At 72.1% G+C, this 23018-nt stretch carries 22 protein-coding genes and 2 pseudogenes; 13 read left to right on the top strand and 11 right to left on the bottom strand.

What is annotated here, in order from left to right; genetic code table 11:
• Positions 1 to 77 precede the first annotated feature (77 nt).
• Positions 78 to 1259: a mannosyltransferase family protein gene (locus tag ACWC21_RS12825; RefSeq protein ID WP_450880969.1), complete on the top strand. Its 1182-nt coding sequence runs from the start codon at positions 78 to 80 to the stop codon at positions 1257 to 1259.
• A gap of 36 nt (positions 1260 to 1295) precedes the next feature.
• Positions 1296 to 1874, top strand: a complete 579-nt coding sequence (locus tag ACWC21_RS12830) for a maltokinase N-terminal cap-like domain-containing protein (protein ID WP_450880971.1) — start codon at positions 1296 to 1298, stop codon at positions 1872 to 1874.
• A gap of 26 nt (positions 1875 to 1900) precedes the next feature.
• Here ACWC21_RS12830 and ACWC21_RS12835 read toward each other — a convergent pair whose 3' ends face one another.
• On the bottom strand, positions 1901 to 2392 hold the full coding sequence (locus ACWC21_RS12835; RefSeq protein WP_450880973.1) for a hypothetical protein: 492 nt from the start codon (positions 2390 to 2392) through the stop codon (positions 1901 to 1903).
• Between the two features lie 298 nt (positions 2393 to 2690).
• Between ACWC21_RS12835 and modA the strand changes: the two genes are divergently transcribed.
• From modA to ACWC21_RS12850, 3 genes are read left to right on the top strand one after another with little or no spacing between them, the layout of a single operon-like run.
• A complete protein-coding gene (gene modA, locus ACWC21_RS12840; RefSeq protein ID WP_450880975.1) occupies positions 2691 to 3503 on the top strand; it encodes a molybdate ABC transporter substrate-binding protein in 813 nt (270 codons plus the stop codon).
• A complete protein-coding gene (modB, locus tag ACWC21_RS12845) occupies positions 3500 to 4354 on the top strand; it encodes a molybdate ABC transporter permease subunit (protein ID WP_450880977.1) in 855 nt (284 codons plus the stop codon). Before modA ends, modB begins: the two co-directional genes overlap by 4 nt.
• On the top strand, positions 4351 to 5559 hold the full coding sequence (locus ACWC21_RS12850) for an ABC transporter ATP-binding protein (protein WP_450880979.1): 1209 nt from the start codon (positions 4351 to 4353) through the stop codon (positions 5557 to 5559). The genes modB and ACWC21_RS12850 overlap by 4 nt, the downstream gene beginning before the upstream one ends.
• Here the strand turns inward: ACWC21_RS12850 and ACWC21_RS12855 are convergent.
• Together ACWC21_RS12855 and ACWC21_RS12860 are read right to left on the bottom strand one after the other, a co-directional pair.
• Positions 5556 to 7225 (bottom strand): annotated as a pseudogene (locus tag ACWC21_RS12855) (IS200/IS605 family accessory protein TnpB-related protein). The gene ACWC21_RS12850 and the pseudogene ACWC21_RS12855 sit on opposite strands and share 4 nt — an antisense overlap.
• Before the next feature lie 227 nt (positions 7226 to 7452).
• The gene (locus ACWC21_RS12860; RefSeq protein ID WP_450880981.1) at positions 7453 to 8904 is read right to left on the bottom strand and encodes an amino acid permease; all 1452 of its coding nucleotides are present in this window, start codon (positions 8902 to 8904) and stop codon (positions 7453 to 7455) included.
• Positions 8905 to 9057: 153 nt separating this feature from the next.
• Between ACWC21_RS12860 and ACWC21_RS12865 the strand changes: the two genes are divergently transcribed.
• Positions 9058 to 9756, top strand: coding sequence for a FadR/GntR family transcriptional regulator (locus ACWC21_RS12865; protein WP_450880983.1), 699 nt, complete (start codon positions 9058 to 9060; stop codon positions 9754 to 9756).
• 44 nt (positions 9757 to 9800) lie between these two features.
• Positions 9801 to 11273, top strand: a complete 1473-nt coding sequence (locus tag ACWC21_RS12870) for an APC family permease (protein WP_450880985.1) — start codon at positions 9801 to 9803, stop codon at positions 11271 to 11273.
• A 20-nt stretch (positions 11274 to 11293) separates the two neighbouring features.
• On the opposite strand, the pseudogene ACWC21_RS12875 reads toward ACWC21_RS12870, so the two are convergent.
• Positions 11294 to 12297, bottom strand: a pseudogene (locus ACWC21_RS12875) (M55 family metallopeptidase).
• A 207-nt stretch (positions 12298 to 12504) separates the two neighbouring features.
• Between ACWC21_RS12875 and ACWC21_RS12880 the strand changes: the two are divergent.
• Complete coding sequence (locus ACWC21_RS12880) at positions 12505 to 12756, top strand: hypothetical protein (RefSeq protein ID WP_450880987.1); 252 nt, start codon at positions 12505 to 12507, stop codon at positions 12754 to 12756.
• 191 nt (positions 12757 to 12947) lie between these two features.
• Complete coding sequence (locus tag ACWC21_RS12885) at positions 12948 to 14750, top strand: phosphatidylglycerol lysyltransferase domain-containing protein (RefSeq protein ID WP_450880989.1); 1803 nt, start codon at positions 12948 to 12950, stop codon at positions 14748 to 14750.
• Positions 14751 to 14757: 7 nt separating this feature from the next.
• On the opposite strand, the gene ACWC21_RS12890 is transcribed toward ACWC21_RS12885, so the two are convergent.
• The 5 genes from ACWC21_RS12890 to ACWC21_RS12910 form a co-directional block, all read right to left on the bottom strand.
• Entirely contained in the window at positions 14758 to 16200 is a 1443-nt protein-coding gene (locus tag ACWC21_RS12890; protein ID WP_450880991.1) for an ATP-binding protein, read from the bottom strand.
• A complete protein-coding gene (locus ACWC21_RS12895; protein ID WP_450881080.1) occupies positions 16201 to 16938 on the bottom strand; it encodes a response regulator transcription factor in 738 nt (245 codons plus the stop codon).
• 240 nt (positions 16939 to 17178) lie between these two features.
• Positions 17179 to 17769: an FMN reductase gene (locus ACWC21_RS12900; protein WP_450880993.1), complete on the bottom strand. Its 591-nt coding sequence runs from the start codon at positions 17767 to 17769 to the stop codon at positions 17179 to 17181.
• The gene (locus tag ACWC21_RS12905) at positions 17766 to 18902 is read right to left on the bottom strand and encodes an LLM class flavin-dependent oxidoreductase (protein ID WP_450880995.1); all 1137 of its coding nucleotides are present in this window, start codon (positions 18900 to 18902) and stop codon (positions 17766 to 17768) included. Before ACWC21_RS12905 ends, ACWC21_RS12900 begins: the two co-directional genes overlap by 4 nt.
• 145 nt (positions 18903 to 19047) lie before the next feature.
• Positions 19048 to 19938 (bottom strand): NADP-dependent oxidoreductase, encoded by an 891-nt coding sequence (locus tag ACWC21_RS12910; protein ID WP_450880997.1) that lies wholly within the window; start codon positions 19936 to 19938, stop codon positions 19048 to 19050.
• 121 nt (positions 19939 to 20059) lie between these two features.
• On the opposite strand from ACWC21_RS12910, the gene ACWC21_RS12915 reads away from it, so the two are divergent.
• Positions 20060 to 20467, top strand: coding sequence for a winged helix-turn-helix transcriptional regulator (locus ACWC21_RS12915; protein WP_450880999.1), 408 nt, complete (start codon positions 20060 to 20062; stop codon positions 20465 to 20467).
• Positions 20468 to 20488: 21 nt separating this feature from the next.
• Here the strand turns inward: ACWC21_RS12915 and ACWC21_RS12920 are convergent, their stop codons facing one another.
• Together ACWC21_RS12920 and ACWC21_RS12925 are read right to left on the bottom strand one after the other, a co-directional pair.
• Positions 20489 to 21010, bottom strand: coding sequence for a MarR family winged helix-turn-helix transcriptional regulator (locus ACWC21_RS12920; RefSeq protein ID WP_450881001.1), 522 nt, complete (start codon positions 21008 to 21010; stop codon positions 20489 to 20491).
• Between the two features lie 72 nt (positions 21011 to 21082).
• Positions 21083 to 21559: a hypothetical protein gene (locus tag ACWC21_RS12925; RefSeq protein WP_450881003.1), complete on the bottom strand. Its 477-nt coding sequence runs from the start codon at positions 21557 to 21559 to the stop codon at positions 21083 to 21085.
• 101 nt (positions 21560 to 21660) lie between these two features.
• On the opposite strand from ACWC21_RS12925, the gene ACWC21_RS12930 reads away from it, so the two are divergent.
• From ACWC21_RS12930 to ACWC21_RS12940, 3 genes are read left to right on the top strand one after another with little or no spacing between them, the layout of a single operon-like run.
• On the top strand, positions 21661 to 21999 hold the full coding sequence (locus ACWC21_RS12930) for a YnfA family protein (protein WP_389156665.1): 339 nt from the start codon (positions 21661 to 21663) through the stop codon (positions 21997 to 21999).
• 59 nt (positions 22000 to 22058) lie between these two features.
• On the top strand, positions 22059 to 22835 hold the full coding sequence (locus ACWC21_RS12935) for an SDR family NAD(P)-dependent oxidoreductase (protein WP_450881006.1): 777 nt from the start codon (positions 22059 to 22061) through the stop codon (positions 22833 to 22835).
• Entirely contained in the window at positions 22832 to 22984 is a 153-nt protein-coding gene (locus tag ACWC21_RS12940) for a hypothetical protein (protein ID WP_450881008.1), read from the top strand. The genes ACWC21_RS12935 and ACWC21_RS12940 overlap by 4 nt, the downstream gene beginning before the upstream one ends.
• The last annotated feature ends 34 nt before the right edge of the window (positions 22985 to 23018 follow it).

Below are 23018 nucleotides of genomic sequence, written 5' to 3' on the forward strand. Positions count from 1 at the left end.
GGACGCCCGCAAGCCCCGACAGCGCCGAACGGCCTGTTCGGGATGCGTCCGTCATGCCGGTCGGTCACGGTCGAAGGGTGAGCACTTTCCCGGCGCTTCGGCGATCCAGCAGTCCCCACGTGGCCCGGCGGCGTCGCTGGCAGGGCCCGCCGGGGCTGCTACCCGCGCTGGCCCTCGCCTCCGCCCTCCGCCTGGCCGGCGTCGCCGCCGTGGCCGCGCTCGACCACGCCGTCGGCCGGAGCGCGACGCAGAGCCTGGCTCATTCGTGGGACTCGGTCTGGTACCTGCACATCGCCGAGCACGGTTACGGCACCCGGTTCCGGGTCATCCGGGGCGCGGTCCAGACGGACTGGGCGTTCTTCCCCCTGTACCCGGAACTCACCCGGGCTCTGCGGGACGTCCTGCCGCTCTCTCCGGGACAGGCCGGGCTGCTGATCGCCTGGGCCGCGGCGGCGCTCGCCGCGTGCGGGGTGTACGCGGTCGGCCACCATCTCCACGGGCGGGCGGTCGCCACCGCTCTGGTCCTGCTGTGGGCGTCACTGCCGCACTCGGTCGTTCTCGGCCTGGCCTACACCGAGCCGCTGTTCACCGCATGCGCCGCGTGGTCGCTGTACGCCGTGCTCAGGGGCCGCTGGCTGACCGCGGGCGCTCTCGCGGCACTGGCGGGGCTGTCCCGGCCGAGCGGTATCGCCGCTGCCGTGGCCGTGGTCGCCGCGGCCGCGTACGAGGTCGTGCGGCGGCGTGGACGGGTTCCCGGCCGGCTCTGGATCGGCGCCGCTCTCGCCCCGCTGGGCTGGGCGGGCTACGTGCTGTGGGTGGGAAGGCGGACGGGTGACCTGTTCCACGGCTACTTCCGGGTGCAGAGCGCCTGGAACTCCCGCCTCGATTTCGGCGTGGGTTCGCTGCGGTTCGTCAAGGCGCTGCTCCTGCACGGCGGCAGGGTCGTCTTCCCGGTCGCCGTGATCGTCGTCGCGGTGAGCGTCCTGTTGTTCTGCCTGCTGTGCCTGGAACGTCCTCCGCCGGCGCTGGTGGTCTTCGCCGGCGTGCTGCTTGTGCTGGTGCTCGCGATGTCCGGCCCCTTCTCGTCCAAGCCCCGCTTCCTGGTGCCGGCCTTCCCCCTGCTCATCCCCGCGGCGCGGGGGATCGTACGGGCCTGGTACGCACGCCCGGCCCGGGCCGTGCTGGTGGGTGGCGCCCTGGCCGCCGCGTCCCTGGCCTACGGCGCCTATCTGGCCGTCCTCGGTCATGAGCCCCTTTGACCGCGAAGCGCGGCGCATTCCTATAGGTTCGAACGCATGGCCACCATCCACCGCACCACCATGACGCCCACCAAGCTGGAACTGCTCACCGGATGGCTGCCGAAGCAGAACTGGTACCTGGGCGACGCTCGGACGCCGGAACTGGTCAAGGCCGGTGGGTTCCGGCTGGACGATCCGGAGGGCGAGGTCGGGATCGAGTTCATGGTCGTGGCCGACGCCACCGCGCGGGAGCGGGTGGCGTATCTGGTGCCGATGGGTTACCGCGGTGCCGCGCTGGAGGGCGCCCCCGGCGAGTCGTTGATCGGCACGGCGGAGCACGGGGTGCTCGGCACCAGGTGGATCTACGACGGCGTCCACGACCCGGTGGTGAGGGCGCGGTTGCGCGCCCTGCTGCGCGGTGAGGCGACACCGCAGCACCAGAACGAGAGCGACACTCCCGACCCGACGGTCACCGTGCACGGAGCCGGCCCCGGCGACGGGTTCGAGGTCCGGGTCGACCGCGTCCTGCGGTCATCGGAGACCGAGCACGCTCCGGCCGGATGCCTCGTCGCCGGGTGGACCTGGCCGGACGGATCGGCCGCACGGGGAGTGTTCGCGGCCGTCGTGCCGCGGTAAGAGGGTGCCCGGGTACTGACCTGCGGTCACCGCTCCGCGGTGGTACGGCCCGACGGCCGCCCAGCGGGTTCCGGCACCGGCAGCCGGCGGCCGTGACGTGTCATCACCAGCTGCTGGACGCCCAGCGTGACGCCGAGGCCGAGCCACAGGGCGTCGCCGTTGAACGGCTCGCCGAACGCCACCTCCGCGACCGCGCCGAGCCCCAGTTTGACGACGACCGTGGCGAGCCAGAGGAGCAGGGTCGTGCGACCGCCCTTGCGGTGGAGCCGCCCGTCCGCGTCCCGCCACATCGGCATGGTACGGCCGCGCAGGATCCCGGCGACGGCCGACACGACCAGCCCGGCGACGAGGAACGCGACGCCGGCCGCGGTGGTACGGCTCGGCCCCGGGGGCACACAGCCGCGCGCGATCAGGAGAGCGACCCACAGATACGTCAGCGGCCTGACCGGTCGTGCGGAGAACTGGCTCACCACGACCACGGCGGTGATGCCGACGATCAGTAACAGGTCGGGCGTCATGGGCTGCGGGCCTTCTCGGGTAGGCGGCGAGCGTGGACGACGGTGCGGTACGGAAGGCCGTGCCGCGGGCCGGGTTCGGAGCCGGACACCGGCCTGCATCGCGTCGACGAACCTATCGGCAGCGGGTGACGGCCGGCTACGCGGGGCGGGCCGCTGCCGTCGTACAGACGCACATGCCAGCACTGGAGGTTCTTGTCCCTGCTTATGCGAGGGGAAACCACTCATCGGCGCCGCAGTTGCGGGACTATGATCGATGCCGTAGACGAGTCCGTCAGGACCTTGAGGGAGTGGCCCCGTGATGACCCGTTCCGCATGCCGGACCCGCCGGACGCTGCAGGTGACCGGCGCAGGCGCCGCTGCCCTGGTGGCTCTGAGTGCCTGCTCGTCGTCCGACGGCCCGGCGTCGGTGAAGTCGGGCTCCGCCTCGGACAAGCTCTCCGGCACGGTGACCGTCTTCGCCGCGGCCTCCCTGAAGGAGAGCTTCACGACACTGGGCAAGGAGTTCGAGAAGGCCCACCCCGGCACGAAGGTGACCTTCAGCTTCGGCGGCAGCGACACCCTGGCCGCGCAGATCACCGGTGGCGCCCCGGCCGATGTGTTCGCCGCGGCCAGCCCGAAGACGATGAAGATCGTCACGGACAGGGGCGACGCGGCCGGCCCGCCCGCCACCTTCGTGCGCAACCAGCTGGAGATCGCCACCCTGCCGGGCAACCCCGACAAGGTCACCTCCCTGAAGGACCTCACCAGGTCCGGGCTGAAGGTCGTACTGTGCGACAGGACGGTGCCGTGCGGTGCGGCAGCCCAGAAGGCCCTGGAGGCCAGCGGGCTGAAACTCACGCCCGTCTCCTACGAGCAGGACGTCAAGGCCGCTCTGAACAAGGTGGTACTGAAGGAGGCCGACGCCGCGGTCGTCTACAAGACCGATGTGAAGGCCGCGGGTGACAAGGTGGAGGGCGTGGAGTTCCCCGAGTCGGCCAAGGCCGTCAACGACTACCCGATCACGCCGCTCAAGGACTCGAAGCACGCCGCCACCGCCGAGGCGTTCGTCGGGTTCGTGCGGTCCGCCGAGGGCCAGAAGGTCCTGTCCCGAGCGGGGTTCCTCAAGCCGTGACCTCCACTCCCCCGGACGACGCCGGCCCCGCGGACACCCTCACCGGTGGCCCGCGGCAGCCCCGGCGCGTCCGCGGGGGCGCACCGCTGCCGCTCCTCCTGCCCGCGCTGATCGGCCTGGCCTTCCTGGTCCTGCCGCTCGTCGCCCTGCTGGTGCGGGCGCCCTGGCGGAGCATGCCCGACCTGCTGGCGAGCGCCGAGGTGTGGCAGGCGCTGCGGCTGTCCCTGGTGTGCGCGACGGCGGCGACCGCGGTCAGCCTGGTGCTCGGGGTGCCGCTGGCCTGGCTGCTGGCCCGGGTCGAGTTCCCCGGGCGCGGGCTCGTCCGGGCGCTGGTCACCCTGCCGCTGGTGCTGCCGCCGGTGGTCGGCGGGGTGGCCCTGCTGATGGCCCTGGGCCGCAACGGGGTCGTCGGGAAGCTGCTGGACTCCTGGTTCGGGATCACCCTGCCGTTCACCACCGCCGGGGTCGTGGTCGCCGAGGCGTTCGTGGCGATGCCGTTCCTCGTGATCAGTGTGGAGGGCACGCTGCGGGCGGCCGACCCGCGCTACGAGGAGGCGGCCACCACGCTGGGGGCCTCCCGTTTCACCGCGTTCCGCCGGGTCACGCTCCCACTGATCGCCCCCGGCATCGCGGCCGGCGCGGTACTGGCGTGGGCCCGCGCGCTCGGCGAGTTCGGCGCGACGATCACCTTCGCCGGCAACTTCCCTGGCCGTACCCAGACCATGCCGCTGGCCGTCTACCTCGCCCTGCAGAACGACCCCGAGACGGCGATCGCCCTCAGCCTGGTCCTGCTGGCCGTGTCCGTCGCGGTGCTGGCCGGGCTGCGGGACCGCTGGATGACCGCCTCATGACCGGCACCGGGAAGACCGACGCCGAGAAGACCGGCACGGAGAAGACCGGCACGGAGAAGACCGGCACGGAGAAGACCGGCGCGGAGAAGACCGGCACGGAGAAGACCGGCACGGAGAAGGCGCGCACCGGCAAGGCCGTGCGGCGGGCCGCCACCGGTCCGGGCGGCGCGGGTCTCGACGCCCGTCTCCTCGTCGAGCGCGGCTCCTTCCGCCTCGACGTGGCGCTGACCGCGGCCCCCGGTGACGTCGTCGCGCTCCTCGGCCCCAACGGCGCGGGCAAGACCACCGCGCTGCGCGCACTCGCCGGCCTCGTCCCGCTCACCGGCGGCCATCTGCGTCTGGACGGCGCGGAACTGGACCGCACCCGCCCCGAGTCCCGCCCGGTCGGCGTCGTCTTCCAGGACTACCTGCTCTTCCCCCATCTGTCCGCCCTGGACAACGTGGCCTTCGGGCCGCGCTGCCACGGCGCGCGCAAGGCGGAGGCACGCGCCCGGGCCGCCGAGTGGCTGGAACGCATGGGCCTCGCCGAACACGCCTCGGCCAAACCGCGCCGTCTCTCCGGCGGCCAGGCCCAGCGGGTCGCCCTCGCCCGCGCCCTGGCCACCCACCCGCGCCTGCTGCTCCTGGACGAGCCGCTCGCCGCGCTCGACGCCCGCACCCGCCTCGACGTACGCGCCCGGCTCCGCCACCACCTCGCGGAGTTCGAGGCGGTCGCCGTGCTGGTCACGCACGACCCGCTGGACGCCATGGTCCTGGCCGACCACCTCGTCGTGGTCGAGGCCGGCCGCGTCGTGCAGGAGGGCACCCCCGCCGACATCGCCCGCCACCCGCGCACCGACTACATCGCCCACCTGGTCGGCCTCAACCTCTACCAGGGCGAGGCCGAAGGGCACACGGTCCGCGTCGACGGCGGCGCCGCGATCACGACGGCGGAGGACCTCACCGGTCCGGTCTTCGTCGCCTTCCCGCCCAGCGCGGTCACCCTCCACCGCGACCGCCCCACCGGCTCCAGCGCCCGCAACCTGTGGCGCTGCGAGGTCACCGGCCTGGAGACCCACGGCGACCGGATCCGCGCCGCGCTGACCGGCGAACTGCCCCTGGCGGCCGACCTGACCACGGTCGCCGCCGCCGAACTCGACCTCCGCCCCGGAGCCACGGTCTGGGCGACGGTCAAGGCGACCCAGACACACGCGTACCGTTTCTAAAGACTGAGCGGGAGTGAGTCCTGGTGCCAGGACTGGTGCTCAGCCGCGTGTCCCGAACGGTTGTGGGCACGCTGGTCGCCCGCTTTCGCTCCGCGTCCGGCGCGCACGGATCGTGTCCGTGGTCCGGGGATGCGGGGGCGGGTTCCCTCACGCCCCGGGATGCCCGGTGCGGCCTGGACGGTCCGATGCCCCACCGCATCACGCTGGTGCGGTGGGGGCGGTGCCGTCCTCCCCCAGTGCCTTAAGGGCCTGGGAGGTACCCCCAGCCGGATCGGGTGTCCCAGGGCGCGCCTTCCGATCGCCACGGCGGCAGCCTCGTGGCGTGTGATCTTCCTGGTTGTGCTGGTCAGGGGTTTCTGCCAGTGCTGGGCGCCCCAGCGGCTGGTGTAGGCGGGGTCGACGGCGACCAGGGGGATGCCGAGTTCGGCGGCCATGGACACCAGCCTGGCGCGCAGCCTGGCGGTGGGAAGGCCGGAGATCAGCTTGCGGAAGCGTTTGCGCCGCCCGTGCTTCTCCCGGGTCTTGTTCGCCGTGAAGTCCAGATCCTCGATGGCGATCGCCAGGTGGTGGCGTTCGGCCCAGTGCAGCAGTCGGATCAGGGCGTGCTGGACCTGGGCGTCCCGGTGGGATGTGGTGCCGGTCAGGTCGTAGTCGAACCTGCGCGGCGCGCCGACCGGGTTGCTGTGGGTGTCCAGGCGCCAGGCGGCCAGATGGTCGGCGTTCATGTCCACACCGATCAGCCCAGCGGCGCGGACGGTCTCCAGCGGGACCGTCTGCACCGGCGGGTTTTGCCAGGAGGCGGTCAGGTACCAGCGGTCACGGCCCACGTCGTAGTGGATGCGGTAGGCCACGGCCCGGTTCGCGCTGATGCGGTCGGCCCACTGCTCGTCCCGGTGCCGAAAACCGACCCGGCAGGCCAGCACGTACCGGCCATGCGGAGCGTTCGCCAGGCTGGCGAGTGGCGCGGGGAGTTTGATACTCACCTCACCGTCCGGGCTGACCCGGATCGTCTCGTTGCCGTACCGCTTGCCCGACTCGCCATCGGCCTGACAGAACCAGCGTGCGGCCTCCCACCGGCTGCGCCACTCGGCCTCGCCCAGGTGGGCGGCGTCCAGGTTGTGCCGGGCGCGCAGCAGCTTCTTACCGCCGCGCACCACTGGCACACGCCCGGCCTGCCACTTCGCGCGTTCATGTTCCAGCCGGTTTTCGAGCAGGTGCAGGCGCCGGGACTTGGCGAACCACTCCCTCTTCGAGCGATAACCGCCCGCCCGCCCGGCCGGCCGCCCGAGCCCTTGGCCCCGATGGGCAACGACAGCCGGTACGCGATCGCGTCCACACCTGCCTGGAGGTGCTGGAGGTGGGCGAGCTGACCGCGTCGGGCCAGCGCCCACTGGTCGTGTGTGGCCTTGGTGATGCTGCCCGCCCAGCGTGAGGAGGACTCACCGGTAAGAGCCCGCTTGCGCCGCGCCCACCCGTCACTGTCATGGTCCAGGCCCGCCGCACAACGGGCCTTCAGATCCCGGCAGGCCAGAGAGCCGAGCAGGTCACCGACCAGACGCAGCACCTTCCCGTCCCGCCCGGTCAGCCCCTTGAGGCTGTCACGGATAGCCACCCCGGACGGGCTTGGCACCGCGAATGGCGCCGCAACCTTGCGCAGCCCGCCCATCACCCCACCCCCGCCCGTGCCGAAGACCCCGCCAGCAGGCCTAACGACCACCTACCGGAACGGTCACGCATTCGACACAGAGACTGACGTTCCAGCAAGATCCATCACGCGGGCGCCGACGCTCACTCATACGCACCAGAACACGGCCAAGTGCTGGCCATGGGCCCGGCCCGTCCTTCGGCGGGGAGGATCTCGTCGAAGGGCGGGCCGAGGACGGGCGCTCGTGCCTACGACGAGGTGACCGCGGCGCGAGCCCGGCCCAGCCGTTCGCGGACCAGCGCGACGGCGACCACGCCCACGGCCACCAGCGTGGACAGGACCACCTGGTCACGGCCGCCGCCGTCGGCCGTGTCGGTGAGCATGTAGCCCAGGACGAAGACGATCAGGGCGATGGTGGCCCAGGTCAGGTAGGGGAAGAGCCACATCTTCACGATCAGCTTCTCCGGCGCCTCCCGCTCGATGATCTTGCGCATGCGCAGCTGGGAGAAGCAGATGACCAGCCATACGAAGAGGGCGATCGCACCGGAGGAGTTGAGCAGGAACTGGAAGACGGTGTCCGGCCACAGGTAGTTGAAGGCGACCGCGACGAAGCCGAAGACCACCGAGGCGAGGATGGCGGTGCGGGGGACGCCGCGGTCCGTGGTGCGGCCGAAGGAGGCGGGGGCGTCACTGCGCCCGCCGAGGGAGAAGGCCATGCGGGAGGCGGTGTACAGGCCCGAGTTGAGGCAGGACAGCACGGAGGTCAGCACGATGGCGTTCATGATCTCGGCGGCGTGCGGGATGCCGATGGAGCTGAGGGCGGCGACGTACGAGCCGTCCTTGAGGATCGCCGGGTCGTCCCAGCGCAGCAGTGACACCACGATGAGGATCGAGCCCAGGTAGAAGACGGCGATCCGCCAGATCACGCTGTTGGTGGCCTTGGTGACCGCACCGCGCGGGTCCGCGGACTCGCCTGCGGCCAGTGTGACGATCTCGCTGCCCATGAAGGAGAAGACCACCATCAGGACGCCGGTGAGGATGGCGCCGGGTCCGTGCGGCAGGAAGCCGCCGTGTGCGGTCAGGTTGGAGAAGCCGGACGCCGGGTGGTCCGAGCCGGGCAGCAGGCCGAAGATCGCGAGGGCGCCGAGCACGATGAACGCGGCGATGGCGACGACCTTGATGCCCGCGAACCAGAACTCGAACTCGCCGTAGGAGCTGACCGAGGCCAGGTTGCTGGCGGTGAGGACGAGCATGACGATCAGCGCCCAGCCCCACTGCGGTACCGCCGGTACCCAGCCGGCCAGGATCTTCGCGCCGGCGGTCGCCTCGACCGCGAGCACCACGACCCAGAAGAACCAGTACAGCCAGCCGATGGTGAATCCGGCCCAGCGGCCGAGCGCACGGTCGGCGTAGGCGGAGAACGAGCCGGAGGTCGGGTTGGCCGCCGCCATCTCGCCCAGCATCCGCATGACGAGGACGACGAGGGCGCCGACGAGGGCGTACGAGATGAGGATGCCGGGGCCGGCGGCGGCGATGCCGGAGCCGGAGCCGACGAACAGGCCGGCGCCGATGACACCGCCGATGGCGATCATCGACAGGTGGCGGTTCTTCAGTCCGGCCTTCAGACCGGAGTCCGGGCCGGTGCTATCGGCGGTGGTGGTGAGCGGGTCCGTGTCGGGGAGCGGGGGACGCGTGGTCATCTCGACATCCAGGGGAGGAGTGGGGACGAGGACATGCGTCCGGAAATTAGTTCAGTGCGATCTAAAAAAACAAGAGCTGTTCACCTTGTTTAAGTGTTCAGTGTGCTCTATTTTTCACGCATCCCCGCTCAGCAGGACGGTTAGGGTGACGCCGTGGTGAATGCAGCGGGCAAGTTCGGACCCTACGGCGGCGCGGACGCCCGCTTCCTGCCCGGCAGGGGGCCCACGGGATCGGAACTCGTCCGGTCCCGGATCGCCCTGCGGGTGCGCCTGAAGGCCGTCTCCCCCGGAGACCGGCTGCCGGACGTCGGCGTCCTCGCCGAGGAACTGGGGATCAGTGAGATCACCGTGCGCCGCGCGCTGGAGGGAATGTGCCAGGACGGCCTGCTCGACCGACGGCGCGGACGCGCGGGCGGCACCTTCGTCGCACCGGACTGGGACGCCGTCGTCGCCCTGCTGCACGACGCCGACGAGGCGGCCGCGCTGGACGGCTTCCACCTGCTGCTGGAGTGCGGGCTGGTGGCCCACGGGGCCGGCGAGGTCCCGGCCGGTCACCTCGACGGGCTGCGATCGTTGGTCGATGCGATGGACCTGGTGACCGACCCGGCGCACCTGGTCGAACTGGAGACCCGCTTCCACCTCGACCTCGCGGAAGCGCTCGGCGGCGCCGGGATCCGCGAGTTCGCCGCCGACCTGCTCGGCCGGCAGTACCTGCTGCGGCCCGCCCCGGCACCCGACGTGGTCCGGGAGCGCAACCGCTGCCACGCCGACCTGCTCACCGAACTCGGCCGCGGCGCCCTCGGCCCGGCCGTACGCGCCGTCAAGGCCCACCGGCACGCCCAGCCGGACTGACGCCGCAGTGACCGCACCACCCCACCGCAGAAGGAGCCCCCGCCATGCCTGACCTCGGAGCCGTCGGCCCGTCGTCGACATCGGGCCCCGCCGGCGGCACGCCCCAGCGCCTGCGCGGCGGCGTTCTCGGCATGGCGGACATCGCCGCCGCCACGATGGCCAACGTCGGCCCCGCCATGAGCTTCTACTTCGGCTTCGCCTTCCTCGCCACCACCGCGGGCATCGCGTCGCCGCTGACCATCGTCACCGCGGGGCTGGCGGTCGCGCTGCTCGGCAACACCCTCGCCGAGTTCTCCCGGGCGCACCCCTCCGCGGGCAGCTTCACCACGTTCGTCGGCAAGACGTTCGGGCCGGTCAGCGCGGTGACCACGGCCCTGCTGGCCGGGCTCGGCTACATCATCGCGATGGCCTCCGTCATCGCGATCTCCGGCGGGTTCGTCCAGATCACCCTGCACCACTACACCGGCGTCGACCTGCCGTGGATCATCTGGACGCTGCTGCTGACCGGGCTGTCCGTGGGACTGATGCTGCGCGGCGTGGTGGTGTCCACCAAGTGGGCCGGCTACTTCTTCGGCGTGGAGATGCTGGTGCTGGTCGTGGTCTCGGTCGCCGCGATCGTCGAGCACCGCGGTCACCTCTCCGCCGCCCCGTTCCTGCCCGGCCACATCAGCCACGGTCTGAACGGTCTGGCGGCGGGCTTCCCGCTGGCGGTGTACCTGTTCATCGGCTGGGAGAACTCGGCGGCGCTGGCCGAGGAGACGGAGAACCCGCGGCGCAACGTGGGCCGCGCCGTGTTCCTCTCCGTAGCGATCATGACGGTGAGCTACGTCCTGTTCTCCTACGCGACGGTGACCGGCTTCGACTACGACGTCGCCCGGCTCGGCGCCGCCCGCATCCCCTTCGTCGACGTCGCCCAGGACACCCTCGGCGGGCTGGCGTTCGTCGCCTACCTCGGCGGCCTGACCTCGACCCTCGGCGTGCTGATCGCCGGCATCAACTCCCAGGCCCGGCTGGTGTTCAACGCCGGCCGCGAGGGGCTGCTGCCGTCCTTCTTCGGATACGTGCACCCCAAGCGCCGTACGCCGAACAACGCGATCGTCACCTTCGCCGCCATCTCGCTGCTGATCATCGGCGGCTGGGGCCTGGGCCATCTGCTCGGGGCGGACGGCGGGCCGATGAACCCCGTCACCTTCTTCGCCGAGTCCTCCAGTCTGGGCGCCATCCTGATCCTGCTGGTCTACCTCGCGTCCAACATCGCCCTGCCGCTGTACTACCGCCGGTACCGCCCACAGGAGTTCCGGACGGTACGGCACCTGGTGCTGCCCGCGATCGGCACCCTGGCCATCCTTATCCCGCTCTACTACCTCGCCAAGCCCGGCCAGCCCGCGCCGTACAGCTGGTTCCCCCTCGCGGCCCTCGTCACCCTGCTGGGCGCCGTCAGCTACGCGACCCTGCTGGTCCGGCGCGACCCGAGCCTGGCCGAGCGCGTCGGGTCCGTCGTCGCCGACGCGGAGTGAGCAGGGGCTTTCCGGAAAGGTCAGCAGTACGGCGGCTGGTTGGTCAGCGAGGCCGCCACGCGCATCCACACGCCGAACTGGCGGTAGAGGGCCGGCAGGTCGCCGCTCGCCCGCACGGTCCGGGTGTCGGTGGCGGTCACTCCGGGGATGCCCAGAAGGGTTTCGGCGACCGAGGAGGACTGCCAGCGGACGGCGAGGGCGGCCTCCCGGGGGACGGTGCGGGGCTCGGGGACGGCGGCGAGGGCCTGTCTGACAATTCCCGTCGTCCGCCCGGAGGGCGGGCCGCGCGGCGTCTGGTGCGTGCGATCGCAAGGCGCCGGAGCGCCCTCGTGGCGGAGCCACGTGGGTGGTTCGGCAACGCCGCGAGCGTGCGTGCCAGGCGTCGCGCGGCAGGCGGGAATTGTCAGACAGGCCCTGGGGCCCGGGTGACCGCTTCCTCGATCTCCCGGCGGGCCTCGGTGGTGGGGCGCAGTTCGGCGGCGAAGCGGTCGCGGGCGTACTTCACGGGGACCGTGACGATGCCGCCGTCCCAGTCCGCCGCCTCCTTGCAGGCCGTGTCGTCGCCGGTGAGAGCGGCCACGGGGACGCCGAGCGCCGCCGCGGTGGCCTGGGCCAGGCCGATCTCGCCGACCGGGCGGCCGTCCAGCCACATGTCCTCGATCTCGTGCCCCATGAAGCTGTGGCTCAGTACGCCGTGGACACCGGCGCGGGAGTGGTAGCCGACGCAGACCACGGCGTCGTACTCACCGGTGAGCCCCTCGAGCATGCCCATCTGCTTGGGCTTGCCGCGGACCAGGCGGGCCGCCGGGTGCAGGGCTTCGGGGAGGAGGTTGCGCATGGGGCCGTGGGCGTCGTTGACGAGTACGGTGCTCGCCCCCGCCGCCACCGCGCCGCGGACGGCGGCGTTCACGTCCTCGGCCATCATCGCCCGGCCGCGCTCGTAGTCCCGCCCGCCGGGCTGGACGTCGTCGGCGTCGACGAGCCCGGTGACGCCCTCCATGTCAGCTGTGATGTATATCCGCACGGTGGCCAGCCTAGGGCGGACCGAACCCTACGTACTGTAGGTTTCGAGGCGCCTTCGGGCAGACGGATCAGCAGACACGGATCACCGGGGACCGATCGGCGGGCATTGATCAGCAGGCAGCGGTCACACGTATTTCCGTGACCAGGCACCTGTTCGACGGGGGAGATGATGCGGGACACACAGGAAGCGTGCCCACCACAGCCGGGCATGCCGCCGGCCGTGCGGGCGCTGGCGCCGACGGTCACCCTGCTGGTGGCGAGCCTGACGATCGCCGCCGCCGGGGTCTACGAGCTGTGCGGTTTCGGCCTGCACAGCCTGGACCGGCGGCCACACCTGTTCAGCGACGGGCTGACCACGGCCGGGGTGATCGTCGCCGTGGTGGCGGCCGGTGCCGCGGTGGGCAACCTGGCGTGGCTGCTGACCGCGGACCGGCGCCGTACGGAGGACCAGGCCGGCTGAGCACCGGCGTGCTCCTCGCGGTGCGCGCCCCCGCGCACTCCGACTCCCGTGGGACGATGCCGGAAGGACACCCCCTGTCCGCACTACCCTACAAAATGTAGGGTCTACGCTGTCGGTGACGCGTGACGACCGCGCGGCCGACCGCCCGTCCATCCCCGTCCCCACCCCTCCCCTCAAGGTGACCGGTCACCATGTCCCCACTGCCCGCACAGCAGTCGACCACCCACCCCCCGCGCACCGCCCCGCACTCCCCACGCCGCTTCCCCGTCCGGCCCGGCCCGCTGCTGCGGGCGCGCGCGGCCTCCGCCACCGTCTGGTACCTGCGGCTGCTCGCCGCGCTGAACATCGCCGCGGTCGTCTCCCTCCCCTTCCGCGAGGAGGTCCACGAACACAACGCCGGTGAGTACTTCACGCCCTACCTGGCCACCGCCGGCCTGGTCTCGGCCGCCCTGGCCTCCTTCCTCGCCGTGGTGATGCGGCGCCGCAAGCGGGCCGCCTGGCTGTTCAACCTGCTGTGCGCCGGCGCCCTCCTCGGCCTGTACGTCGTCGCCCTCACCCGCGACGCCTACCGCGAGCACCTCTTCAACTGGCTCTCCGCGCTGCTCACCGCCCTGTTCGTGGCCGCGCTGCTGATCGGCCGCCGGGAGTTCGACGCCATCGGCGACCGCTCCAACCCCCGGCTCGCCCTCGCCGTCGGCGCCGGCGGCACCCTGATCAGCGCCACCCTCGGCACGCTCCTCGTGGACGCGACCAACAAGGTGCCCGGCGCCACCCTCCAGGACAAGATCGCCTACACACTGCTGCGCGGCATCAGTGTCGGCCCGCTCGCCGACCGCTTCGACGCCGTGGACGCGCCCCGCTGGGTCGACGTGATCATCAACGCCCTGGTCGCCGCGACCTTCCTGCTCGTCCTGTACGCCTGCTTCCGCGCGCCTCGCGGCCAGGCCCTCCTCGGCGAGGACGACGAGCGGCGCCTGCGGGACCTGCTCGACCGGCACGGCGAGCGCGACTCCCTCGGCTACTTCGCCCTGCGCCGCGACAAGGCCGTCATCTTCTCCGCCAGCGGCAAGGCCGCCATCGCCTACCGCGTCGTCGGCGGCGTCAGCCTCGCCTCCGGCGATCCCATCGGCGATCCCGAGGCCTGGCCCGGCGCCATCGACGCCTGGCTCGCCGAGGCCCGCCGGCACGCCTGGACGCCGGCGGTGATGGGCGCGAGCGAGGAGGCCGGCACCATCTACGCCCGGCACGGACTGGACGCCCTGGAACTGGGCGACGAGGCCATCGTGGACCTGGCCGACTTCACCCTCGAGGGCCGCGCGATGCGCGTGGTCCGCCAGGCCCACAACCGCGTCCGCCGCGCCGGCTACACGGTCCGCGTCCGCCGCCACGAGGACATCCCGGACGACGAGATGGCCCTGCTCGTCGACCGTGCCGACCACTGGCGCGACGGCGCCACCGAACGCGGCTTCTCCATGGCCCTCGGCCGCCTGGGCGACCCCGCCGACGGCCGCTGCGTGATGCTCGAGTGCCGGGACGCCGAGGGCGAGCCGCGCGCCCTGCTGAGCTTCGTGCCGTGGGGCACGCACGGTCTCTCCCTCGACCTGATGCGCCGCGACCGGGACTGCGAGAACGGCCTGATGGAGTACATGGTCGTCGAGCTCCTGACGCGGGCGGAGGAACTGGGCGTGAGCCGGGTGTCGCTGAACTTCGCCATGTTCCGGTCGGTGTTCGAACGCGGCTCCCGGCTGGGCGCCGGCCCGGTCCTGCGGCTGTGGCGCTCCGTCCTCGCGTTCTTCTCCCGCTGGTGGCAGATCGAGTCCCTGTACCGGGCCAACGCCAAGTACCGGCCCGTCTGGGAGCCCCGCTTCCTGCTGTTCGCCAAGAGCAGCGACATCCCCCGCATCGGACTGGCGAGCGCACGGGCCGAGGGCTTCCTCACCGCCCCCGCCCTGCCGGGCCTGCCGGGACGCCGCAAGTCCCCCGCCTGCCCCTGAGGGGGTCTCAGCCGCCCCCGCGCAGACCGCCCGGCAGCCCGCCCCCGCCCACGGTGAACCCGATCGCCGCGCCGCCGCCCTCACGCCGCAGGGCGAACGGCGCTCCCCCGTGCGCCGCGGCCACCTCCCGCACGATGGACAGGCCGAGACCGGAGCCGGGCAGGGAACGGGCGTCGGCTGCACGGTAGAAACGGTCGAAGATACGGACGAGGTCGCCGTCGGCGATACCGGGTCCGCGGTCGAGGACCTCGACCCGCACCAGCCCCGGCCGGGCCTGGCCGGTGACCTCGACCTCGATGGGCGCCTTGCCGTCACGGTCGAACTTGGCGGCGTTCTCGACCAGGTTGGAGACGGCACGCTGCAGCATGCCGGGCCGGCCGTCGGTCATCGTGTCCCCGCTCGCCCGGAGGACGATGTCACGGCCGGTACGGCGCCGGGCCAGGCCCACCACGTCCTCCGCGATGTCCGCGAGGTCCACCCGCTGCGGGGGCTCGGTGTCGGACTGCCCGGCGGCGAGGTCGACGAGCTCGTTGACCAGGTCGGTCAGCTCACGCGCCTCCTGGCCGAGGTCGGCGACCAGTTCCTCACGGGTCGCGGGCGGCAGCTCGTCGATCCGCCTCAGCAGCGAGATGTTCGTACGCAGCGAGGTCAGCGGCGTACGCAGTTCGTGGCCGGCGTCCTGGACCAGCCGGCGCTGGTCCTCCTCCGACTGGGCGAGCCGGCCCAGCATGCGGTCGAAGGCCCGGCCCAGCCGTCCCACCTCGTCGTATCCGGCGACCGGCACCTGGATCCCCAGCTGCCGGGTGCGGGCGACGTCCTCGGCGGCCGAGGTCAGGATCACCAGGCGGCGGGTGATGCGGCGGGCCAGCCACCAGCCGAACAGCCCGGCGGCGACCACCACCGCCGACATCAGTGCCAGCGTCCGCTGCTGCAGTGCCCGCAGCAGGTCCTCGGTGTCGCTGAACTCCTGCGCCACCTGCACCGCGCCCCGCCCGTCGCCGAGCGAGACGGTCGCGATACGGAAGAGGTCCTCGCCGACCCGGACGTCCTTGTGCTCGACCAGCCTCCCGGCCGCCACCGCGCCGGCGGTGCTCCGGTCGCGTGCGGTGACCGGCAGCACCGGGCTGCCGTGGTCGACGATCCCGCCCTCGGCGCCGAGCACCTGCACGTCGGTACGGGCAGGCCGTACGACGTCGTGCCCCGGGCGGGAGGAGGAGAAGTCGTCCGGCACCATGTCGTGCTGCCGGACCTCGTCGCGCACGTCCTGCACCACCTCGGTGAACACCGACTGCTGGTCGACACGGACCAGGCGGGCCGCCGCACCGTAGGAGAGGATGCCGACGAGGATCGTGACCGCGGCGGTGACGGCCGCGAACGACACGGCGAAGGTGGTCCGCAACGACACCAGCTTGGGCCGGCGCCTGGCCGTCAGCCGCCCGAGGCGGCCCACTCAGTCCTCCCGCAGCACGTAACCGACGCCTCGGACGGTGTGGATCAGCTGCGGCGCACCCGGCTCGTCGAGCTTGCGGCGCAGGTAGCCGACGTAGACGGCGAGGTTCTTGGAGCCGGGGCCGAAGTCGTAGCCCCAGATCCGGTCATAGATGGTGGAGTGGTCGAGGACGATGCCCGCGTTGCGGACGAGCAGCTCCAGCAGTTCGAACTCGGTGCGGGTCAGCTCCAGCTCGCGCCTGCCGCGCCAGGCCCGGCGGGCCTGGAGGTCCATGCGCAGCCCCGCGGCCTCCACCTGGCGGTCGGAGACCTGGACGTCCGCCCGGCTCGCCTCGCTCACCTCCGAACCGCCGGGGCCGCCGGGGCCGCCGACCGGGGCGACCGGGCTGGTGCGGCGGAGCAGGGCGCGCAGCCGGGCGAAGACCTCCTCCACGTCGAACGGCTTGACCACGTAGTCGTCGGCGCCGGCGTCCAGGCCCGCGATGCGGTCGGCGGTCTCCACCAGAGCGGTGAGCATCAGGATGGGGGTGCGGTCGCCCTCGGCGCGCAGCACCCGGCAGACCTGCAGACCGTCGATGCCCGGCATCATGACGTCCAGGACGAGGACGTCCGGCGGGGTCCGGTGGGCCTGCGCGAGCGCCTCGACGCCGTCGGCGACCGCCGTGACCTCGTAGCCCTCCAGGCTCAGGGCACGCTCGAGGGCATGACGGATGGCGCGGTCGTCTTCGGCGAGGAGCACAGTCTGGGGCACGTCCCCAGTCTGCCAAGGCCTCCGGCGGTTCGGCCGGGACGAATGGGCCTACGATCACCCTTTTTACCTGGCTCTCACCGTGGAGGAGGCAACCCCGGGCCCTGCTGGGGGCTGCCGCCCCCAGACCCCCGCTTCGGCCTGAACGGCCTCGTCCTCAATCGCCGGACGGGCTGAGTGATCCGGACCGGAGCCGAGCAGCCCCGCAGCCGCCCCAGCCCGCACCCCGGGTCACCCCCGCAGCGCCGCCAGCTGCTCCTCGAACGGCACCACCGCGAGGTCGTCCTCGGCCTTGGCCGGAGCCGACCCCGCCAGCCCCGTCATCAGCGCGGCCAGCTCCCCCGCCGCCCGCTCGATCCGTTCGGCGAGCCCCTGCGCCCCCCAGTCCTCCGAAGCCGCGTACACGGCCGTCGGCACGACCACCGCACGCAGATAGGCGAACAGCGGCCGCATCGCGTGCTCCAGCACGAGCGAGTGCCGCGCCGTACCGCCCGTCGCCGCGATCAGCACCGGCTTGCCCGCCAGCGCCTCCTTGTCGAGGACGTCGAAGAAGGACTTGAACAGGCCGCTGTAGGAGGCGGTGAAGACGGGGCTGACGACGATCAGGCCGTCGGCCGCCGCGACCGCGTCGAGCGCGTCCGCGAGGGCCCGCCCGGGGAACCCGTTGGTGAGGTTGTGCGCGATCTCCACCGCGAGGTCCCGCAGCTCGATCACCCGGACCTCGGCCGAGGTCCGTCCGGCGGTCGCCTTCGCCAGCCGGTCGGCCAGCAGCCGGGTGGAGGACGGGACGCTCAGTCCCGCCGAGACGACGACGAGCCTCATGCGACGGTCACCCCTTCCGGGTCGTTCGAAGCGTCCGAGTTCTTCGCAGCGTCCGAGGCCTTCGAAGCGGCGGCGAGCAGCGACTGGTGGGTCGGCGCGTCCGGCACGTCGGCCGGACGGCCCTTGGCGAACTCCTCGCGCAGTACCGGCACGACCTCCTCGCCCAGCATGTCGAGCTGCTCCAGCACGGTCTTCAGGGGCAGCCCGGCGTGGTCCATGAGGAACAGCTGGCGCTGGTAGTCACCGGCGTACTCGCGGAAGGAGAGGGTCTTCTCGATCACCTGTTGCGGGGAGCCGACGGTCAGCGGGGTCTGGTCCGTGAAGTCCTCCAGGGACGGGCCGTGGCCGTAGACGGGGGCGTTGTCGAAGTAGGGGCGGAACTCGTTCACCGCGTCCTGCGAGTTCTTCCGCATGAACACCTGCCCGCCGAGCCCGACGATCGCCTGCTCGGGCGTGCCGTGGCCGTAGTGGGCGTACCGGGCGCGGTACAGCTCGACCATCCGCTTGGTGTGGTCGGCCGGCCAGAAGATGTTGTTGTGGAAGAAGCCGTCGCCGTAGTACGCGGCCTGCTCGGCGATCTCCGGGGACCGGATGGAGCCGTGCCAGACGAAGGGCGGGACGCCGTCCATCGGACGCGGGGTGGAGGTGAAGCCCTGCAGTGGGGTGCGGAACTTGCCCTCCCAGTCGACGACGTCCTCGCGCCACAGGCGGCGCACCAGGGCGTAGTTCTCGACGGCGAGGTTGATGCCCTGGCGGATGTCCTGGCCGAACCAGGGGTAGACCGGGCCGGTGTTGCCACGGCCCATCATCAGGTCGACCCGGCCGTCGGCCAGGTGCTGGAGCATCGCGAAGTCCTCGGCGATCTTCACCGGGTCGTTGGTGGTGATCAGGGTGGTGGAGGTGGAGAGGACGAGCTTCTCGGTCCGCGCGGCTATGTAGCCGAGCATCGTGGTCGGGGACGAGGGCACGAACGGCGGGTTGTGGTGCTCGCCGGTCGCGAAGACGTCCAGACCGACCTCCTCCGCCTTCAGCGCGATGGCGACCATGGCCTTGATGCGCTCGCGCTCGGTCGGCGTACGGCCTGTGGTGGGGTCCGGGGTGACGTCGCCGACGCTGAAGATCCCGAACTGCATGGTCGCTCAACCTCCAAGTTGTTGACCGTTCAACTATAGCTCTGCAACAGGCTCCAGTGTCCGCCTATTCCGCCCGGCCTTCCTGATCCACGAGTGCACACTTCTCCCCCTGGCGCACCCGTCGCGGACGGCCCCTCCCACGTCGTCACGGAACGATCACCAGCCGCCCCCGCACCCCGCCCTCCGCCTGCCGGACGTGCGCCTTGACCGCCTCCTCCAGGGAGTACGTCTCGGCCACCCGCAGCGTCAGCACACCCGCGTCCGCCAACCGGACCAGCTCGGCCAGCCGGACCCCGTCGGCGGCCACCTCGACGGCCGACGTCCGCACCCCGCGCACCGGCGCGGGCTGGGCCTGCGGGATGACACCGACGTACGCACCCCCGTCCCGCACCCACTCCAGGGCCGGCTCACCCAGCACCGCCGCGTCGAACACCGCATCGAAACCCGCCGGCGCGATGCCACCGGAGGCGAAGTGCGCGGCCCCCAGGGACCGCACGAACTCCTCGTCACCCTCCCTGGCCAGCGCGGTCACCGAGACACCCTGATGGACGGCGAGCTGCACGGCGTACCCGCCGACCGCGCCCGCCGCGCCCGTCACCAGCAGCGACCGGCCGGGGGCCAGATCCAGCAGGTCGAGGCCCTGGGCGGCGGTCAGTGCGTTCAGCGGCAGGGTGGCGGCGTGCACCGCGTCGGCCGTCGTGGGCGCCAGCGCCACCGCGTCCGTGGGCACGACGACGTATTCGGCGTGGGCGCCCACCGGCTTCGTCATGCCGTAGTCGAGCGCCACCACCTCGTCGCCGACGTTCCACGCGGTGGCCACACCCACCGCGTCCACCGTCCCGGCGACGTCCCAGCCGAGTCCGACCTGCTTGCCCGCCCCGCCGAAGGCACCGGACCGCGTGCCCGCGTCCACGGGGTTCAGCGCACTCGCCGCGACCTTGATCCGCACCTCCCGCGCCCTCGGCTCCGGCACCTCCGCCTCCACGACCTCCACGGCCTCGGGCCCGCCGAAGGTCCTCACCACAGCAGCACGCATGTCAACTCTCCCTGGTCGGTCGCTTGTTGGTGTCTCCCACCTCGTGCGACAACCCTAGGAAGAGTTACTATCCATCGGTAAGTAGTTACCTGAAGGTACGTAGGAGACGCGGAGGAGAGCCATGGCGACCATGACGGCGGCACAGCGACGCGAGCAGGCCCGCGTGGAGTACGACGCCTTCATACGCGAATGCCCCACCAACCAGCTCCTGGGCCGCCTCAGCGACAAGTGGGTCAGCCTGGTCGTCGCCGCCCTCTCGACCGGCCCCATGCGCTACAGCGACCTCGGCCGCAAGATCGCCGGCGTGAGCCCCAAGATGCTGACCCAGACCCTGCGCACCCTGGAGCGCGACGGCATCCTCAGCCGCACGGTCACCCCGTCCGTACCGGTCCGCGTCGACTACGAACTCACCCCGCTGGGCCGCAGCCTCGCCGTGCTGCTGACCGCGGTGAAGGACTGGGCGGAGACCCACTTCGACGAGGTGCGGACGGCACGGGAGCGCTACGACGCGGAGAGCCCCGCGGGCTAGGTGTATTGACCTGAAGCGTTGTTAACGCGGCTGATCGGTGGGTGGCCGCACCCGCCCCTCCCGCAACCGGGCGATCCGCTCCCCGCTCAGCTCCACCGTCCGCCGCATATGGCGGACGATCACCGCCAGTTCGGCGTCGTCCAGGTCGCCGAAGAGCGCCTCCCAGGTGCCGCCGAGGCTGTCCCACATACGGCCGAACTCCGCCACCTTCTCCGGCACGGTCGCCACCAGCACCCGCCGCCGGTCCACCGCGTCCCGCCGCCTGACGACGTACCCCGCCTTCTCCAGCCGGTCCACCAGCCGTGTCGCCGACCCGGTCGTCAGCCCCGTCAGCTGCCCGATCCGGCCGGTGGTGACCGGCGCCGCCTCCAGCGTGAGCAGGTTCAGGCACTGCAGATCGGTCGGGTGCAGACCGAGGTGGTCGGCGACGGCCTGGTTGAACAGGGCGTACGAGGCCATGTACCGGCGGGAGACGGTCGCCAGCTCCGCCAGCAGCCGCGACCTGCCGCTTCCCGCACCGCTTCCCGTCCCGCTCCCGGACATGCCCGGCCACCTTTCGCCTGCACCGCGCAGGGATCGTACGGCGCAGGACCGGGCCGACCCCGCCGCCACGGGTCAGAACGCGTACGTGTCCCCCGTGGCCAGCACCAGCACCCGCTGCCGGTCGTGCGCCTTCCCGGCGTCCCCGGAGTCACCGCCCCACGCCGTCTCGAACTCCAGCGTCAGCTCCGGCGGCCGCTCCTTCAACCGCACCGACAGCACGATCCGCTCCCCCACCCCGTCCACGGCCAGCGAACCCGTGCGGCACACCACCGCCCGCTCCTCCTCACGCACACACCCCGCCGGAAGCCGCTGCTCCTCCGCGAGCGGCGCCGACCAGCGCAGCCGCACACTCGCGTCCACGACCGCGGACGGGCCGTTGTTGCGCGGGGTCAGCCGCACCTCGACCTGGTCGCCGGTCAGCACCGCGGAACCGTGGTAGACCACGTCGGCATCGGCGTCACCCGCCCGGGCGGCCCCTCCGCCCGCGACCAGGGCCAGCCCGGCGACCCCGGCCACCGCAAGACTCCGCAGACCTCGCGTACCTCGCATGGCACCCACTCCTCATATATACGCACGTATGGGATGTATGCCACGAGGAGCGGACGGCAGGCGCCGTCCATCAGGTGACACGGCCGTGCGAAGCTGCCCGCATGCTCGTCCTCCGCTCCGCCGCACTGTTCGTCGTCGCCGCCCTCTTCGAGATCGGCGGCGCCTGGCTCGTCTGGCAGGGCGTACGCGAGCACCGCGGCTGGCTCTGGGCGGCCGGCGGCGTGCTCGCCCTCGGCGCCTACGGATTCGTCGCCACCTTCCAGCCCGACGCCCACTTCGGCCGCATCCTCGCCGCGTACGGCGGGATCTTCGTCGCCGGTTCACTGCTGTGGGGCGTGGTCGCCGACGGCTACCGCCCCGACCGCTGGGACATCGTCGGGGCGCTGATCTGCCTGGCGGGCATGGCCGTGATCATGTGGGTGCCGAGGGACGGCCGCTGACGGTCGCCTACGCTGGGCGGAGCCGACCCGCGCCGAGCCCCGCCCCCGAGGAGCAGCCCATGGCCACCGCCGCCCCGTCCGCCGCCTCCCGCATCGCCGTCGTCACCGGTGCGAGCAGCGGAATCGGCGCCGCCACGGCCCGGAAGCTCGCCGCCGCCGGATACCGCGTCGTCCTCACCGCCCGCCGCAAGGACCGCATCGAGGCCCTCGCGGAGGAACTCACGGCAGCCGGCCACTCGGCCGTGGCGTACCAGCTCGACGTGACGGACCGCGCGGCGGTCGACGAGTTCGCCACCGCCTTCCAGACCGTCGGCGTCCTCGTCAACAACGCCGGCGGCGCACTCGGCGCCGACCCCGTCGCCACCGGCGACCCGGCGGACTGGCGCACGATGTACGAGACGAACGTCATCGGCACGCTCAACCTCACCCAGGCCCTCCTCCCGAAGCTCGACGCCAGCGGCGACGGCACGGTGGTGGTCGTCTCCTCCACCGCCGGCCACGGCACGTACGAGGGCGGCGCGGGCTACGTCGCCGCCAAGCACGGCACCCACGTCCTCGCCGAGACCCTGCGCCTGGAGATCGTCGGCCGGCCCGTCCGCGTCATCGAGATCGCCCCCGGCATGGTCCGCACCGACGAGTTCGCCCTCACCCGCTTCGGCGGCGACCGGGAAAAGGCGGCCAAGGTCTACGAGGGCGTAGCAGAACCCCTCACCGCCGAGGACGTCGCCGACACCATCACCTGGACGGTGACCCGCCCCAGCCACGTCAACGTCGACCTCCTGGTCCTCCGCCCCCGCGCGCAGGCCTCCAACACGAAGGTGCACCGGGAACAGTGACACCCCCTGATGACAAGGCCCTGGAGCAGCGCCGCCTGGCACAGGAGACGAAGGACGAGCGCAAGGTCTGGTACTTCCTCGCCTACTTCCTCTTCGGCATCCACTTCGTGGCGTTCGTGATGATCTACGCGGTGCGGCACGCGCACTGAGTCCCCTGACGGGGGCTGCCCCCGCGCGGCGACG

Source organism: Streptomyces sp. NPDC001348, assembly GCF_053597535.1.

Excerpts from the sequence above, each read along its gene's own strand:
- ACWC21_RS12925 (WP_450881003.1), bottom strand. The coding sequence starts at position 21,559 with ATGCGAGGTACGCGAGGTCTGCGGAGTCTTGCGGTGGCCGGGGTCGCC.
- ACWC21_RS12910 (WP_450880997.1), bottom strand. The coding sequence starts at position 19,938 with ATGCGTGCTGCTGTGGTGAGGACCTTCGGCGGGCCCGAGGCCGTGGAG.
- ACWC21_RS12850 (WP_450880979.1), top strand. The coding sequence starts at position 4,351 with ATGACCGGCACCGGGAAGACCGACGCCGAGAAGACCGGCACGGAGAAG.
- ACWC21_RS12900 (WP_450880993.1), bottom strand. The coding sequence starts at position 17,769 with ATGAGGCTCGTCGTCGTCTCGGCGGGACTGAGCGTCCCGTCCTCCACC.
- ACWC21_RS12870 (WP_450880985.1), top strand. The coding sequence starts at position 9,801 with ATGCCTGACCTCGGAGCCGTCGGCCCGTCGTCGACATCGGGCCCCGCC.
- ACWC21_RS12830 (WP_450880971.1), top strand. The coding sequence starts at position 1,296 with ATGGCCACCATCCACCGCACCACCATGACGCCCACCAAGCTGGAACTG.
- modA (WP_450880975.1), top strand. The coding sequence starts at position 2,691 with ATGACCCGTTCCGCATGCCGGACCCGCCGGACGCTGCAGGTGACCGGC.
- ACWC21_RS12935 (WP_450881006.1), top strand. The coding sequence starts at position 22,059 with ATGGCCACCGCCGCCCCGTCCGCCGCCTCCCGCATCGCCGTCGTCACC.
- ACWC21_RS12860 (WP_450880981.1), bottom strand. The coding sequence starts at position 8,904 with ATGACCACGCGTCCCCCGCTCCCCGACACGGACCCGCTCACCACCACC.
- ACWC21_RS12885 (WP_450880989.1), top strand. The coding sequence starts at position 12,948 with ATGTCCCCACTGCCCGCACAGCAGTCGACCACCCACCCCCCGCGCACC.
- ACWC21_RS12835 (WP_450880973.1), bottom strand. The coding sequence starts at position 2,392 with ATGACGCCCGACCTGTTACTGATCGTCGGCATCACCGCCGTGGTCGTG.
- ACWC21_RS12920 (WP_450881001.1), bottom strand. The coding sequence starts at position 21,010 with ATGTCCGGGAGCGGGACGGGAAGCGGTGCGGGAAGCGGCAGGTCGCGG.
- ACWC21_RS12880 (WP_450880987.1), top strand. The coding sequence starts at position 12,505 with ATGCCGCCGGCCGTGCGGGCGCTGGCGCCGACGGTCACCCTGCTGGTG.
- ACWC21_RS12930 (WP_389156665.1), top strand. The coding sequence starts at position 21,661 with ATGCTCGTCCTCCGCTCCGCCGCACTGTTCGTCGTCGCCGCCCTCTTC.
- ACWC21_RS12915 (WP_450880999.1), top strand. The coding sequence starts at position 20,060 with ATGGCGACCATGACGGCGGCACAGCGACGCGAGCAGGCCCGCGTGGAG.
- ACWC21_RS12905 (WP_450880995.1), bottom strand. The coding sequence starts at position 18,902 with ATGCAGTTCGGGATCTTCAGCGTCGGCGACGTCACCCCGGACCCCACC.